The sequence below is a fragment of the Micromonospora sp. RTGN7 genome (assembly GCF_033804645.1).
Classification (GTDB): domain Bacteria; phylum Actinomycetota; class Actinomycetes; order Mycobacteriales; family Micromonosporaceae; genus Micromonospora.
Map to the genome: position 1 here is coordinate 112,747 of NZ_JAPZLF010000014.1, position 13,438 is coordinate 126,184.

The following is a 13,438-nucleotide window of genomic DNA, read 5'->3' on the forward strand; positions in this document are numbered from 1 at the left end:
GTCAGGGCCGGTGGCAGGCTGTCAACGCCTGCTGTTGACAGGCGTTGACAACGCTGACACCTACCGGCGGCTATCGGGGTGACGGAACGTGACCGGGTTGGCCGGTTGGAGCGCCAGTCGGCTCAGTCGGGCCAGTCGGCTCAGCTTCCGTGAGGTGAGCTGACTGAGCCGACTGTGAGCCGACTGGCCGGACCGGTGACGGTCCGTGAGCGGGGTTGAGTTGCCAGATCGACCGGGAGGGGAAGCCGGCGCGGGTGGTGGTGACGCGGGCGCGGGCACGGGCACGTTTGAGGGTCGCTTCGGCGAACCCCGCCGCGCGGGCGGCCTTGAGTACGTCTTCGCGGGCCGCTTCCCCGCCCTGGTGGGTCAGGTAGTCGGTGAGCCAGTCGGCGCACTCGTCGCGTTCGGTGCGGTCCTCGGCGTTGCCGGCCGCGCCGTCGCCGAGGATGTCGGCCACCGACCGGTCAGACTCCCCGGTGATGGTGAGCTTCCCGACGTAGGCCGGTCCCTCGTCGGTGGGGATCTCTACGGACTCCACGACGTACCGCAGTGACGGCAGGTCCAGGGGGCCGAGGTTGTTCTTTGCCTGACTCATCACGCACGACCCGTCGCCGGCCTCGTCGTCGCGAGCGATGGCGATCACGGCCCGCGCTACCGCCGAGAACGCCCGCGACCCGGTGATGAGGTTCAGGGCGTCCGGGCTGGCCGACTTGTTGAAGTGCGCCAGCCCGACTACCGCGCATCCGGTCCGGTCGGCCATGTTCACCAGCGGTTCCAGCGCGGTCCGTAGGTCCCGGTCCCGGTGGGTGTCAATGGCGGAGTGAATCAGGGACAGCAGCGGGTCGGCGGCGAGCAGGGCCACGCCGAGTCGGCTGATCTCCCGACCCAACGCCGCGCAGTCCCGAGGCAGGGTCAGGGAGTCGAAGCCGCCGTCGTCTTGCACGTCGACCCGGTACACCATGGTCAGGTCCGCACCGGCGGCGTGGAGGCGCGGGCCGATGGTCTGCGACCACGAGTCTTCGGTAGCCGCGTAGATCACCGGACGCGGGGTGCCGTAGTGCCGGCCCGGCAGGATGCCTCGGGTGATCTGCGCGGTGAGCCACACCAGGGTCAGGGACTTGCCGATGCCTTCCCGACCGGGGATCACCGTGAGAGCGCCGGACGGAATACGGTTGGTCCACGTCCACGCGACCGGCCGCATCTTGATCAGCGACGCCGGGGTCAGCAGGATCCGCCGACCGGACTCGGCGTTCCCGCCGGGCTCGGCCTGGTCCGTGCTGGCCGGTCCGCCATCCGGGCCGGACGCTGCGCCAGTGCCGTCCGGACCGCCCGGCGGCGGGGGCATCTCCAAGTCAGACCCGCTGAAACACTGCGCCGGCCGATCGGGTCCGGCCGTCACGTCGCCCTGCGGTGTTTCAGCATGTCCGGGGTGCCGTAGACCCGGGTCCGAAGATCCGTCCGGTGGTGGTGGCTGTGGTGGTAAGTCCGGCGTCAGCCGGGCACTTCTGCGGTTGGTCGTGGCGCTCACAGCGTGACTCCCGTTCGTCGGGTACGTACGTGGTCTGGGGTTAGTCGGACCCGGGTCCGGGCCGGGCGGCTTGCCGGTTCGATCTCCGTGACGCAAGCCGCCTGGCGGTATCCGTCACCGGACGGCGGCGGTAACCGGGGTTGTCGACGGGCGGCGCAGCTCCACCCGCGCCACACCGGCCGCCAGGGCGGCGACGGCGGCGGCCAGGCACGGGGGCCGGCGCAGAACCGGCGCGCGCCCGGCAGTGCGTAGGAACACCTGCGGAAGCTGATCGGCCTTGGCGTCGTTACACGGCCGGCACGCCAACACGAGGTTCATCAGCGCCCACCCCGGCAACACGCTCTGCGGAATCAGGTGGTCCACCGTCGCGCCGATCAGGGCCGGGAACGGCAGGCCGCAGTAGAAGCACCCCGCCCCATCCCGGTCGGCCAACGCCCGCTTGATCTGCCGCATCCGGTGGGAGTTCGGCCGCGCCATCACGCCACCGCCGCCAGGTGCGACACCAACTCGGCCAGGCGGGCGACCTCCGCCCGCAGGGCCGCCAACTCAGCGATCACCGTGCCCGGCCTCGGCCCGGCCACCGGCACCGGGCCGTCATCCGGCGACAGGTCGAACACCTCGGCCAACAGCCCGTAGTAGAACGATGTCGGCCGGCTGTGCCCGTTCTCCCACCGAGACAGCGCCTTCTTTACCGACTCCTCGGCCGGCAGGTCCACGCCCTGCCGCCGCGCCGCCACCGCCAGGCGGCGCAGAACGTCACGCTGCGACCAACCACGCTCGAACCGCAGCCGCTTCCACCGCGTCTCCATCACGCGGCCACCGCGTACGCCGTGGACTCCTCCGGGCGGCGCGGCAGCACCCGATCGGCCAGCTTGACCAGGCCGTCCCGAGACACCTCCACCACACCGTTCAAGCAGTTGTCGCAGCGTCCAAAGCTGAACCCGTCGCACTCCGGACACGGAGCCCACAACGACGCCGCATGCGACTCGACGCACGCCGACGACTGGCACCACCGCGTCTCGCAGAACAGGCAAACCCCCGCCGCGTTCAACCGCGACGGCCTGAACTGCACCGCCAAACCAGCGAACACACGGCTGTCCATCGTCGGCGCTGGCGGGATAACCTTGACCTGCATCTTCGTACTCCTTCGCTGGGAGATCCGTTGCTGCGCTGGCCTCGGCGGGGGTAGGAGCCCGCCGGGGCTGCTTGTTGAGCCATACGGTAGCCGGCTACCGGCTAGCTGTCTAGACGTGGCGCGTCTGGCCGCCCCGCGTCTACGCTTGTAAACATGACGACCCTTGAAGATCTGCGTGCGCTTGCAGAGCGCGTCAGGGAAGCCAGTAAGACACTGGATGCGCTGCGGTCAGAGCGTGATAAAGCGATTCGCGTTGTGCGTGGATCGACCAGCCACACCGTGCCAGAGATAGCGGATGCCGCAGGAGTTTCCCAAGCCACCGTCAAGACCGTTGTTCGCGGCATGCGGTGAGTGTGTGGAGGGATGTCGGTAGCGAGTGACTGCCATGCATCAAGAGAATCCGACAACGGTTGATGTCGACAGGTGTCACCGTGGGGACAACTGTTCGTCACCAGCGGTTGTCACCGGCTAGAGACGGAAGGTTGGTTGCGCATGGCGCCAGGAGAGGGACGGGATACTGATGACCGGCCGGTGTGGTCGCGTCGGATTAGGTCTGAACGGGCCGCCCGCCGTTGGTCACAGTCGGATGCCCTAGAAGCGCTTCGTGCCCACGCTGGCGACCAGCAGTTGCCAGGCCGATCAAGTCTGCTTCGGAACTGGAAGCGATGGGAGTCCGGCGAGACTGAGCCTGATGATTTCTACAAGGCGCTTATCTCGAAAACCTTCGGCACGGTAACCGCAGCGTTCTTTCCGCCGAGTCGGCCAGAACTCGAATCGCATTTCATTGCGGGCACCGGGCTGGATACCTTGGAGATTGTCTCTCGGTTGCAGGCATCCGACGTTTCTGCCAGTATCATCGAAGCGCTGCGTATCACTGCGGAACGGTTGAGTTGCGACTACTCTCACGTCCAATCAGAAGTGTTGCTAGTTGAGGGACGGGAATGGTTGCGTCGAATTACCGCATTGCGCGATAGTCGACTCACGCTGACACAACACCGCGAAGTCTTGTCACTCGCCGGGCAGGTGGCGCTGTTGGTGGGCTGTGTCGAGTACGACATGGGTCTACGGCAGGCGGCGGAAGCTACTCGCAAGGCGGCGTTATCGCTGGGAGCCGAGTCCGGCAACAGCGACGTTGTGGGCTGGGCTCACGAGATGCGCAGTTGGTATGCACTTACGCAAGGCCAATACCGATCTGCGATCGTGGCAGCCCAAGCAGGGCTGGAGGCGGTGGGACCGGCACACAGCGTGGTCGTTCAACTTGCGGCCCACCAAGCAAAGGCGTGGGCGCGCATTGGTGATAGGCGGCAGGTAGAAGTCATGCTGAATCACGGGCGTGACGTGCTGGAGGGACTGCCGTACCCGGATAATCTCGATAATCACTTCGTGGTCGATCCGTCGAAGTGGGACTTCTACACGATGGATTGCTATCGGCACGTCGGAGAGGATCAGATGGCCGCGACGTACGCCGCTGCGGTCATCGGCTCATCGACAGACCCGGACGGAACCGTGCGGAAGCCTATGAGAGTAGCGGAAGCGCATGTGACGTTGGGTGTCGTTGCTGCCCGTGCTGGTGACTTGGAGAAAGCGATTGGCGAGGGTAGGGCTGCTCTCGCCGGCGTGCGGCGCTCTATTCCTTCGCTTGCGATGCACACCCGCGAACTTGTCCACGTCCTTCGCGAGCGGTTTCCCCATGAGTCCGCCGTCGCTCAGTACGAGGACGAGTTGCGGGCGTTGCGTGCCTAGACCTGCGCGGAAGTGGGGCAGACCTATCAACGACAAACGTCGCGTAGCGCAGGGCGGGCTGGAGGGGCAGAGCGTTGGCACCCTGCCCCTCAGCCGTTAGGCGCCGAACAGCGCTGCGACAGTCGCGATGGCACCGGCGAGAGTTGCCAGTGCTGTGACCAGGGCAGTTGCGGCCGTGAGGTAACCAATTCGGCGAGCGTGCTGGTCGTCGCTTCGCTTGGTCCGTCCGTGTCGGGTTGCTAACCTGGGCACTCGATCTCCCTACCTGATTCCGTTGCACGCGGAGCAACACGGAGTTCGCTGCGGCACCCGTTCCTAGGCGGGTGCCGCTCCGTGTCTCTGGAGGTTGTACACGGCTTCAAGTCACGTCCTAGCGGCCAGGGGTGTCCGAACAAGTTCAGCCGTGTAGATCCTCCCGGCGCTGATCGAAGCACTCAACCGCCAGGCATTCAACCGCGCGGGTGGACGAGTTTCGGGACAACCTGTGGACACCGGTGGACGAACGTGTGTGCTAGCTGTGGATACGCAGGCAGAGCAAGGTAGGAACGTCGGGCGTGGCTCGTCCGCGACGTGGCCCTGTGTAGGTGAAGTGTTAACTACCCTTCGGGCGAGTGTGTCGCTATATAAGCCACGGAGCCGTCGCTTACCGTTTCCAGCGATACTTTCTCTGGGCGGCCTGTGCTGAAACTCCTAGGTCATTGCCTATCTCGTGCCAGGTAGGACCTGTTGATGGCAGCATCTTTTCTCCACCGCCTTCTGGCACTCGGTCTAGCAGCCCCTCAGCACCGCCGCTGATCTCAGCCCAGATGTTCCGCTCGACGGCCGCCTTGATGTCGGCAAGGGCCCTCAATGGAGTCCCACCGCTGTCCCTGACTATGCGAAGCGCTAGGCGTTCGATCGCAACCAGCAAGGTGGTTCCTTCTACTGGACGGTCCGGATCGGGTCTGCGGCGCGTCATCAACACATGTTGAACCGATGCTGGTCGATGGCGCAAGACGTGCAGGTCAGAGGCCAGGGACACTAGCTGCCAGGTTCACTACTGTCCCCGCCATGACGAACCATGAGTCCTCGGAGAGCCGCCCCAAGCCCCTCCTCACCCAGCGCTCTGCCTTGATCTTGATGACGGCTGCATGCTGCGGCGTCGTAGTCGGCGTGCTTACGGCGATGTCGGAAGTCAGTGAACCGACCGCCATTCTTGCTGGTCTCGCTGCTGGTGGAAGCGCCACCGTGGGCCTGAACAGCCTGATCGGCCCGTGAGTCAGCGAGAAGTCAGCGAAACCCTCAGCAAGGGCTGACAGGTAGCAACACCCGACGCCACTGTGAAAAAGACAACGGCACCCGCCCACACGGGCTGGGTGCCGTTGCTATGTCCGATCCGCCTTTGCAAGGCAGGGGTTAGGGGTTCGAGTCCCCTGGGCTCCACTCTTACCGCCTCTGAACAGGCGGTTTGTGCGAACAAGATCAGCGGGCACAAGTAGGGCACAGCTCAGCTTTGATCTTGTACCCGGCTGGTGGCCTTATCGGCACGTTGCGCCGCTGAACTCAGGACCGAGCCAACGACGCCGCTAGGCCGGTCTCGCTTCGGCAGCCAGTGCACGGATTGCCAGGAATGATCTTGTCGGCTACCGCGGGTCTGTATCGGCGATCTGCGCGTACGGCGCCAAGACCGGCATTCGGGCGGTCGCCGGATCCGCCCGGCACGATCACGGCGAGGATGATGTCCGCCCCGCGCCCGTGTGGTGTCCGGCTGCGGCGCCTGTCCGCAGACGGGCGCCGCAGGTCAGATAGCGCGATGGTGGCGGATAGCCGCCGGGCGGCCGCCTGTGATCAGTGCGCTACCGCCGGGCGGCGGCGGCCCGCTGGCGTGCCGATTCGTACAGCACGACAGTCGCGGCGGTCGCCGCGTTCAGGGAGCTGGCGGACCCGAACATGGGGATCCGGACGAGCTGGTCGCATGCCTCGCGCCAGCCGGAGCTGAGGCCGGTGGTCTCGTTGCCGATCAACGTCAGGGTGGGTTGTGTGAAGTCGTACTCGGCGGCGTCCAGGATGCCGCGCTCATCGGTTCCCATGATGCTCATGCCGATGCCGTCGGCGCGGACGTCGGCGACCCAGGATAGAACGGCCTGGTGGGAGGGCACCCGGACCACGGGCAAGGCGAACAGCGAGCCGGTGCTCGCCCGGACCGCCTTCGGGTCGTACACGTCGGCGGCGTGGCCGGTGACGATGACGCCGCCGGCGCCGAAGGCGTCCGCCGACCGAACGAGGGTCCCGATATTGCCGGGGCTGGTGGGCCGATCGAACACGACGGTGAGCATGGTCGGACCGATCGGGATACGGCGCAGGTTGTCCTCCGGCAGCGCGACCACGGCCAGCAGCTCTGGAACCGTGTCTGCCTTACCTCCCAGTTCGTGCATCAGTTCACGCGAGACGGCGAACTTCTCGGCCCGGACTGTATCCAGGGCCTCGCGTGCCCAGCCGGACAGCTGAGCGCTGGTGTCGTAGAGCAGCTCCCGGATCTGCCAGCCGTGTTCGACGGCCATGGTGATCGGGCGCACCCCCTGCACGAGGAACTCGCCGCGTCGCTGCCGCTTGGTCCGATTGCCGAGGAGAGCTTTCCATTGCTGGAACCGCGCATTGCGGCCACTCACTCGCAGAACCACTACCAACCCCGCCTCCGTCGCACGTAGCCCGCCCCTGCCCTGCCTGCCACACTTCACCGGCCTCGGGGCGCTGTGCTGGATGCCGGCCGGGATCCGCCGCGCACGCCTTCTTCCGGCACCGCACTGGCGACGGCAACCTCACCGGCGCCGCGCCTTGGACCTCACCCTGGCTCCCCGAGGTTTCCGACAGACCTTCGGCCAGGTGCTCAGGAACGGACGGAGCAAGTCGCCCCGGCGCCGCGGTCGGTGCCGTCCCCGTCCAGACCGAGGGCGTCCTGTCCGAGACCCCGACGGATCGCGATCTCTACGGGTGAGTACGCGCCGTCGGCCCGCTCCAGTTCGTACGGTGCGGCTGGCATCAGCGGCGGTTGGGCCATGAAGCGAGGCCGCGCTCCGCGGTGCGGTTGCGCCGCGTGCACCAGGAATGGGTGGCACAGGAAGACGTCGCCCGGAGATCCGGTGGCGAGGGCGAGCGGCCGGTGCTCGGACGCTGCCACCAGGTCGGGCGCAAGGGCCAGTCCGCTCGCTCCGTCCTCCCCGTACTTCTCCAGCACCTTCGGCACGTCGAGGTGTGAGCCGACCCGGATCCGGGTCGGGGCGTCCTTCTCACCGACCTCACTGAACAGGAACAGCATCAGCAGTGCCCGGCCCCGGGAGCGCACATTGGTGAAGTACCAGCTCTCGCCCTCCGGCAGATAGCTGCCCTCGATGTGCCAGCCCGCGTCGTCCGGCTCCTCTTCGTGCGGGAAGCGCAGCGGGAACGTGCCCAGCGAGTAGCGCGGCTCCCAGCGTCCCGTGCCGACGAGCAGGTCGTACGCGTGATGGAGGAACGGGGAGTTGGGAGCGGCGGCGAACGGCCCCTGCGCCATGCCGGGCACCCAGTGCACGGGCTGCGTCCACGTCGCTGGATCGTCCGGGTCGCAGCCCGTCTCCCCCCACAGCAGCCGCGCGCAGTCCGCTGCCACGCGCGGCGCGACGGCGCCCTCCAGCTTTACGAAGCCGTCGCGAAGAAAGCGGGATACCAAGGTCGTGTCATCCATGCCTCCCATCGTGCGGCGGCGCCGGTCTCGATCACCCGACATTTTCCGCGCCGCTTTTGTCGGGTGCCCACCGGTGCGCTGCGACCAAGGTTGACGTCGGACGGAGGCTTGATGATCTCGGCACTCCGTCTGACCGTCGAAGGGAGCGAACACGTGGACACTCGCATCGTCGACCATCCCGAGTTCCGGCTCGTGGGGCACGCGGCCCGCGTCCGGCTGGTCCGTCAAGGCATCAACCCGCACATCCAGCGGCACATCACCGCACTGCCGACGGAGGAGCACCTGCGCTTGAAGGCTCTCGGCAACACTGAGCCGAGCGGCCTACTCGCGGTCAGCGACGACCTTGACCCCGACTACGCCGAGGGCAGCGAGCTGACCTACCTTCACGGGGTCGCCGTGTCCCCGGGTACGCCGGTCCCCGGCGGCCTCGACATTATCGAAGTTCCGGCCGGCAGATGGGTGGTCATCCGGACCACGGGGCCGCATCCGCAGACCCTGCAGAAGGCCTGGGCCACGGCCGCAGCCGCGTGGTTCCCGTCCAACCCGTGGCGTCTGCGGCCAGGTCCGGAGATCGTCGCGGTGCTTGAGCCTACGAACGACTTCAGCACCGCGACCTGTGAACTCTGGCTGCCCGTCGAACCGGCGTAACGATCTGGCGAGCATCCAGACAGCATCAGGGGTCCGGCCCGGCGGCCAACAGGACGGCCCGGCCGCGGCAACCGAGCGCGAATATCCGGATCTGCCGCGATCCGCGCCGACCTTAGTCGAGCAGGTCATGCTCAAGGGTGACCTTCGAGCGGACCAGCACGCTACTGTAACGCCCGGCTTGCCGGGCGCTGACCTCCACCGCCCGGGCTGGGTAACCGTCCTGGCCTGGGACTTCGTGGTGGCATTGCACCTGCTGACCCGGTGCCAGGCTCCGGTGACCTTCCGCGGCAATGTGGCTGTAGTGCACCCAGACGGTCAGCTCGACGTGATCGAGAGCGACTGTTCCCCAACCCTCTTCGCTGTTCCAGGTCTTCACCACGCCGGTGTCCTGGAGAAGATCTCGGGCTCCGAGTTCAGCCAGGTTCCGTTATTCCGCGCCGGCGATGGTGGCGCCGCTGACGGTGTCCACATACCACCGCTGGTACTGCTCCAGCGGCCAGCCGCGTTGCCGGACGAGCCAGTCGAAGTTGCGGACGTCCTGGGCCAACCAGAGGATGTCGGCCACCTGTTCGACGTCCAGGTCGGGGCGGAGGGCTCCCGTGCCGACGAGTTCCGCGGCGAACATGGCCATTCCACGGCGGCGCTCGTCGACGCTTTTGCGCCAGATCTCGGCGGCGTCCGGATCGGCCGTGGCCGCTCCGACGAGCGCGAGCATCACCTGGGCCTGCCGGGCGTTGACCTCGGCCAGGTGGCGGGCGTAGCGGGCGAGCTTGGCGCGAGGGGCGGCGAGCGCACGGATCTCGGCGACAAAGGGCCGGTCCGGCAGGGCCACCGGTTCGTCGTCGCCGGCCAGGGTGACGTCAACCAGTTGTGAGAGCAGTTGCCGCTTGCTGCCGAACGCTGCGTACAGCGTCTGGACCGCGACGCCGGCTTCCGCGGCGACGGCGGTCAGCGGGGTGGCCGCGTAGCCGGGGTCGACGAAGAGCCGGCCGGCCGCTTCGAGTATTGCTCGCCGGGTCTGTCGGGATTGTTCCTGTCGCCGGGCGGAGTCATAGCGTCTCTTGACAACCACCGTCCAAGTGTAGTGATCTATTGGATAGGTAGTGGCTCTATCAAATGGAGGGACAGTCATGCCGTTTGGTGTGTTGCAGGAGATGCCCGGCGTCAGCGAGGCGGAGTACCAGCAGGTGGAGCGACACCTCGGACCGGACCGGCCGCCGGGCCTCGTCGCCCATGTCGCCGGCCCGACCGAGGATGGCTGGCGAATCATCAACATCTGGCAGGACGAAGCCGCGTTCCGTCGGTTCCAGTCCGAACGGCTGCTCCGGGCCGCCGGCTTGGCGGCCCAGGAGGGCGGCTTCGACCCGACCAAGGCGGCCAGCTTTCGATCGATGAGTGTCGACGGCGCCGAGATGCCGTTCTGATGGTCGACGCCGCCACCCTGCGGTCCCGCAACGCCGCCTTCTGGACGGGAGCGGCAGCTGGCTGGATCCGCCACGCCGATCGGCAGGACGAGATAGGCCGACCGCTGGGCGCGCCGGCCATGGATCGAGTGGCCGCGCGTCCCGCCGAACGGATCCTTGACGTGGGCTGCGGCTGTGGTGGCACCACGGCTGAACTCGCCCTGGCGGTCGGCGAGACCGGCACGGCGGTCGGTGTCGATATCGCCGAGGCGATGGTGACCGCCGCCCGGCAACGGTTCTCCACCCGCCGGTACCCGGGTATCCGGTTCCGCGCCGCCGACATCGAGACCCTCGATGTCGTGCCGGGGGCACCGTTCGACGCGGCGTACTCGCGAATGGCCCTGATGCTGTTGGCGGATCCGGTCGCCGGCTGCACCACGATCCGGCGGTCACTGCGCCCGGGAGGGCGCCTCGTCGCGACCGTCTTCCGTGACGGCAGCGTCAACCCGTGGCTGTTCGCGACGATGCTCGGCGCAGCACCGCACCTCGGTGCGTTACCACCGCTGCCGGTGGGCGAGGAGCCCGGTCCGTTTTCCTTCGCCGACCCGGTGCGGCTCACCCGGGTCCTCACCCGCGCCGGCTTTACCGCCGTCACGATCACGCCGTGTGACGTCACCCTGGATGCCCCGGATGAGGCCGATGCCGTTGCCGAATGGCTCATCGAAGTCGGCCCCGCCGGTGCCGCCTACCGGGCGGCTCCGCCGGCTGGGCAGGCTTCGGCCCGGGCCGGGGCGGTCCGGCTGCTCGACCGGTTTCGTGAACCGGGCGTCGGTTACCGACTGCCCGCCGGCCTCTGGCTCGTCACCGCGCTCGCTGCCGGGGCTGACAAGCCCTCCACCGCGGCCCGACCGCCGGTCACTTATCACCGACAACCACGTCAGGACGAGAACCGATGAGAACGATTCAAATGCTCGCGCCGACCCTCTGTCTTGTGCTCGCCCTGACGGCGTGTGCGGACAACGACGCATCCGAGCCCCCCGGGGCCGCGGCGCCGGGCGCCCCCGCAGCAGGCGACGCCACGTCCAGCGCGGTCGGATCCGCTCCGGCCGGCGACTCGACGTCGGTGACGGCGAAGGAGGTGTGCGCCTACCTGGACGGTCAGTTGCCGACGCTGAGGGGGATCGGGTCCGAGACGGGCACGATGGCCAACCTCACCGTGAACCTCTATTCCTGGTACGAGAAGCAGGGTGCCGTGCCGACCGGCCGTCAGATCGACGACCAGACCCGGCAGGAATGCCCGGCAACTCGGACCGAGGTGCTCGAACTCGCCGGGATGGCGAGCTTCGAACGGCTTTAGCCGCCGCGAGCCGGCGACGCCCGGATCGGTGTCCGGTCGCCGGATCCGCTGTCGGACCGTGTCGCGATCGAAGACGCCTTCCGCCGGCTAGTGCTCGGGTTTGCGGGCCATCAGGCTGGCCTGGGGCCGCTTGAGGCGCTGGCTGGGCTCCTCCCTGAGTCGCGCGGTGACGACCATTCCGGCCTGGTGCAGCTGCTCTTCGATGTCGTCGGGCAGTAGCAGATAGGCGTCATAGGACACGGGGTGGCCGTAAGAGCGTTCGGGGCGTAGATGCTCGTCGCCGACGTGGAATCCCACGAACAGCAGGCCGCCCGGGGCCAGCGTCCGGTGGAACTCCGCGAAGACCATCGGCAGCGCCTCCGGAGGCGTATGAAAGATCGACCACCAGGCGACGATGCCGCCGAGGTGTCCGTCGGGGAGGTCCAGGGCGGTCATGGAGCCGACGTCGAACCGCAGGCCCGGGTACGTCCGGCGGGCGATGTCCACCATCTTCGGAGAGAGGTCGACACCGAAGGCGGGAACGCCGAGGGAGTTCAGGTGGGCCGTGACGTGGCCGGGGCCGCACCCCAGATCCGCGACCGGCCGCCGGCCGTTGGCCTGTACGAGCTCGGCGAACGCCACCAGCATCCCCCGTCCCAATGCGTCCTCCGCGAACCGGGCCGGTGCGATCTTGACGTAGTCCTCTGCGACCGTGTCGTACGAGTCTCGAACAGCGGCGAGGTAGGACGGTTCAGTCACACGGGCGACCCTAGCTGGGCGCCTGGGCGGGGTTCTGTCGCACCTGCGGGACGACGTGAAGGGGGTGGAGCCGGTCGTCCGGCGGAACAGGTGATCCCCACCAGCCGCCCCCTCGGGGCGGGCGGTTAGCGTCGGGGCGTGAGTACCGGATCCCCACGCGTCCTGCCCGCCGAGGACGGCATCGCCGAAGCCGCCGCCGTCCTGCGGGCCGGAGGGCTGGTCGCGTTTCCCACCGAGACCGTCTACGGGCTGGGCGCCAACGCCCTGGACGCCCGCGCTACGGCGCGGATCTTCGAGGCGAAGCAGCGGCCGAGCTTCGACCCGCTGATCACCCACCTGGCCGACGTGGCCGACCTGACCGGGCTGGTGGGGCCGGTGCCCGAGGCGGTGGCCGCGCTGGCCGAGCGGTTCTGGCCGGGGCCGCTGACGCTGATCGTGGACCGGCCTGCCGCGATCCCGCCGATCGTGACCTCGGGGCTCGCGTCGATGGCCGTCCGGGTGCCGGACGAGCCGTCCGCCCGGGCGCTGATCGCCGCGGCAGGGGTGCCGGTGGCCGCGCCCAGCGCCAACCGGTTCGGCCAGCTCAGCCCCACTCGGGCCGAGCACGTGGTGGCCGGGCTCGGCGCGGCGGTGGACGTGGTGCTCGACGGTGGGTCGACCCGGTGCGGCATCGAGTCGACCATCGTGGATGCCCGGGGCGAGCACCCGGTGGTGCTCCGGCTCGGCGCGCTGCCGGTGGAGGCCCTGGTCGAGGCGGTCGGCCCGGTGACCGTGCGACCGGGCAGCTCCGGCCAGCCGGTGGCACCCGGGACGTTGGCCGCGCACTACGCCCCGCGTACCCCGTTGCAGTTGGTCGACGGCGTGGACCCGTTGGCCGGCGGCGGTGGCCGGCGAGGGCTGCTGGCCTTCCGGCAGCGCCCGGCGGGCGGCGACTGGGCGGCGGTCGAGGTGCTCTCCCCGTCGGGGGACCTGACGGTGGCGGCGGCCCGGCTCTTCGACGCCCTGCACCGGCTCGACGCGGCCGGGGTGACCGCGATCGTCGCCGAGCGGGTCCCGGACGTCGGGGTGGGGCGGGCGATCAACGACCGGCTGGGGCGGGCCGCCGCGACCTGGCGCGGGCACCGCTGACCCGGGGCGCGCACGGGCCGGCGCGGCGGGGGCAGGTACGGCGGGCTGCGGGTGATCG

16 protein-coding genes are annotated in these 13,438 nt (G+C 68.5%); 8 read left to right on the forward strand and 8 right to left on the reverse strand.

All coding sequences use genetic code 11. From position 1 onward, the window contains the following. Positions 1-70: 70 nt before the first annotated feature. The 3 genes from SNR22_RS21085 to SNR22_RS21095 all read right to left on the reverse strand — a co-directional run bounded on the left by SNR22_RS21085 (position 71) and on the right by SNR22_RS21095 (position 2,340). Positions 71-1,345: an AAA family ATPase gene (locus SNR22_RS21085; protein ID WP_320068346.1), complete on the reverse strand. Its 1,275-nt coding sequence runs from the start codon at positions 1,343-1,345 to the stop codon at positions 71-73. Between the two features lie 297 nt (positions 1,346-1,642). Beyond that, positions 1,643-2,005 (reverse strand): HNH endonuclease, encoded by a 363-nt coding sequence (locus SNR22_RS21090; RefSeq protein WP_320068347.1) that lies wholly within the window; start codon positions 2,003-2,005, stop codon positions 1,643-1,645. Next, a complete protein-coding gene (locus SNR22_RS21095) occupies positions 2,005-2,340 on the reverse strand; it encodes a helix-turn-helix transcriptional regulator (RefSeq protein WP_320068348.1) in 336 nt (111 codons plus the stop codon). Before SNR22_RS21095 ends, SNR22_RS21090 begins: the two co-directional genes overlap by 1 nt. A 476-nt stretch (positions 2,341-2,816) precedes the next feature. Between SNR22_RS21095 and SNR22_RS21100 the strand changes: the two genes are divergently transcribed. From SNR22_RS21100 to SNR22_RS21110, 3 genes are all read left to right on the forward strand, one after another. Then, positions 2,817-3,014: a hypothetical protein gene (locus SNR22_RS21100; RefSeq protein ID WP_320068349.1), complete on the forward strand. Its 198-nt coding sequence runs from the start codon at positions 2,817-2,819 to the stop codon at positions 3,012-3,014. A gap of 141 nt (positions 3,015-3,155) precedes the next feature. Then, a complete protein-coding gene (locus tag SNR22_RS21105; RefSeq protein ID WP_320068350.1) occupies positions 3,156-4,406 on the forward strand; it encodes an XRE family transcriptional regulator in 1,251 nt (416 codons plus the stop codon). A 1,050-nt stretch (positions 4,407-5,456) separates the two neighbouring features. Further along, positions 5,457-5,663 (forward strand): hypothetical protein, encoded by a 207-nt coding sequence (locus SNR22_RS21110; RefSeq protein ID WP_320068351.1) that lies wholly within the window; start codon positions 5,457-5,459, stop codon positions 5,661-5,663. A 578-nt stretch (positions 5,664-6,241) separates the two neighbouring features. Here SNR22_RS21110 and SNR22_RS21115 read toward each other — a convergent pair. Both SNR22_RS21115 and SNR22_RS21120 read right to left on the reverse strand, forming a co-directional pair. After that, positions 6,242-7,072: a TrmH family RNA methyltransferase gene (locus SNR22_RS21115; RefSeq protein ID WP_320068352.1), complete on the reverse strand. Its 831-nt coding sequence runs from the start codon at positions 7,070-7,072 to the stop codon at positions 6,242-6,244. 200 nt (positions 7,073-7,272) lie between these two features. Further along, on the reverse strand, positions 7,273-8,106 hold the full coding sequence (locus SNR22_RS21120) for a phytanoyl-CoA dioxygenase family protein (protein ID WP_320068353.1): 834 nt from the start codon (positions 8,104-8,106) through the stop codon (positions 7,273-7,275). 153 nt (positions 8,107-8,259) lie between these two features. On the opposite strand from SNR22_RS21120, the gene SNR22_RS21125 reads away from it, so the two are divergent. Further along, positions 8,260-8,754, forward strand: coding sequence for a GyrI-like domain-containing protein (locus SNR22_RS21125; RefSeq protein WP_320068354.1), 495 nt, complete (start codon positions 8,260-8,262; stop codon positions 8,752-8,754). A gap of 112 nt (positions 8,755-8,866) precedes the next feature. On the opposite strand, the gene SNR22_RS21130 is transcribed toward SNR22_RS21125, so the two are convergent. Together SNR22_RS21130 and SNR22_RS21135 are read right to left on the reverse strand one after the other, a co-directional pair. Further along, complete coding sequence (locus SNR22_RS21130) at positions 8,867-9,133, reverse strand: cold-shock protein (RefSeq protein ID WP_320068355.1); 267 nt, start codon at positions 9,131-9,133, stop codon at positions 8,867-8,869. A 48-nt stretch (positions 9,134-9,181) separates the two neighbouring features. Beyond that, on the reverse strand, positions 9,182-9,826 hold the full coding sequence (locus SNR22_RS21135; protein WP_320068356.1) for a TetR/AcrR family transcriptional regulator: 645 nt from the start codon (positions 9,824-9,826) through the stop codon (positions 9,182-9,184). A gap of 58 nt (positions 9,827-9,884) precedes the next feature. On the opposite strand from SNR22_RS21135, the gene SNR22_RS21140 reads away from it, so the two are divergent. Genes SNR22_RS21140 through SNR22_RS21150 form a run of 3 tightly spaced genes read left to right on the forward strand, consistent with a single transcriptional unit; the run spans position 9,885 to position 11,514 of the window. After that, positions 9,885-10,178 (forward strand): hypothetical protein, encoded by a 294-nt coding sequence (locus tag SNR22_RS21140; protein ID WP_320068357.1) that lies wholly within the window; start codon positions 9,885-9,887, stop codon positions 10,176-10,178. Then, entirely contained in the window at positions 10,178-11,113 is a 936-nt protein-coding gene (locus SNR22_RS21145) for a class I SAM-dependent methyltransferase (protein ID WP_320068358.1), read from the forward strand. Before SNR22_RS21140 ends, SNR22_RS21145 begins: the two co-directional genes overlap by 1 nt. Then, a complete protein-coding gene (locus tag SNR22_RS21150; protein WP_320068359.1) occupies positions 11,110-11,514 on the forward strand; it encodes a hypothetical protein in 405 nt (134 codons plus the stop codon). The genes SNR22_RS21145 and SNR22_RS21150 overlap by 4 nt, the downstream gene beginning before the upstream one ends. An 87-nt stretch (positions 11,515-11,601) precedes the next feature. Here SNR22_RS21150 and SNR22_RS21155 read toward each other — a convergent pair whose 3' ends face one another. Next, a complete protein-coding gene (locus SNR22_RS21155) occupies positions 11,602-12,252 on the reverse strand; it encodes a class I SAM-dependent methyltransferase (protein WP_320068360.1) in 651 nt (216 codons plus the stop codon). A 162-nt stretch (positions 12,253-12,414) separates the two neighbouring features. On the opposite strand from SNR22_RS21155, the gene SNR22_RS21160 reads away from it, so the two are divergent. Continuing rightward, positions 12,415-13,380, forward strand: a complete 966-nt coding sequence (locus SNR22_RS21160; RefSeq protein ID WP_320068399.1) for an L-threonylcarbamoyladenylate synthase — start codon at positions 12,415-12,417, stop codon at positions 13,378-13,380. The last annotated feature ends 58 nt before the right edge of the window (positions 13,381-13,438 follow it).

Excerpts from the sequence above, each read along its gene's own strand:
- SNR22_RS21120 (WP_320068353.1), bottom strand. The coding sequence starts at position 8,106 with ATGGATGACACGACCTTGGTATCCCGCTTTCTTCGCGACGGCTTCGTA.
- SNR22_RS21085 (WP_320068346.1), bottom strand. The coding sequence starts at position 1,345 with ATGCCCCCGCCGCCGGGCGGTCCGGACGGCACTGGCGCAGCGTCCGGC.
- SNR22_RS21105 (WP_320068350.1), top strand. The coding sequence starts at position 3,156 with ATGGCGCCAGGAGAGGGACGGGATACTGATGACCGGCCGGTGTGGTCG.
- SNR22_RS21145 (WP_320068358.1), top strand. The coding sequence starts at position 10,178 with ATGGTCGACGCCGCCACCCTGCGGTCCCGCAACGCCGCCTTCTGGACG.
- SNR22_RS21090 (WP_320068347.1), bottom strand. The coding sequence starts at position 2,005 with ATGGCGCGGCCGAACTCCCACCGGATGCGGCAGATCAAGCGGGCGTTG.
- SNR22_RS21150 (WP_320068359.1), top strand. The coding sequence starts at position 11,110 with ATGAGAACGATTCAAATGCTCGCGCCGACCCTCTGTCTTGTGCTCGCC.
- SNR22_RS21100 (WP_320068349.1), top strand. The coding sequence starts at position 2,817 with ATGACGACCCTTGAAGATCTGCGTGCGCTTGCAGAGCGCGTCAGGGAA.
- SNR22_RS21140 (WP_320068357.1), top strand. The coding sequence starts at position 9,885 with ATGCCGTTTGGTGTGTTGCAGGAGATGCCCGGCGTCAGCGAGGCGGAG.
- SNR22_RS21110 (WP_320068351.1), top strand. The coding sequence starts at position 5,457 with ATGACGAACCATGAGTCCTCGGAGAGCCGCCCCAAGCCCCTCCTCACC.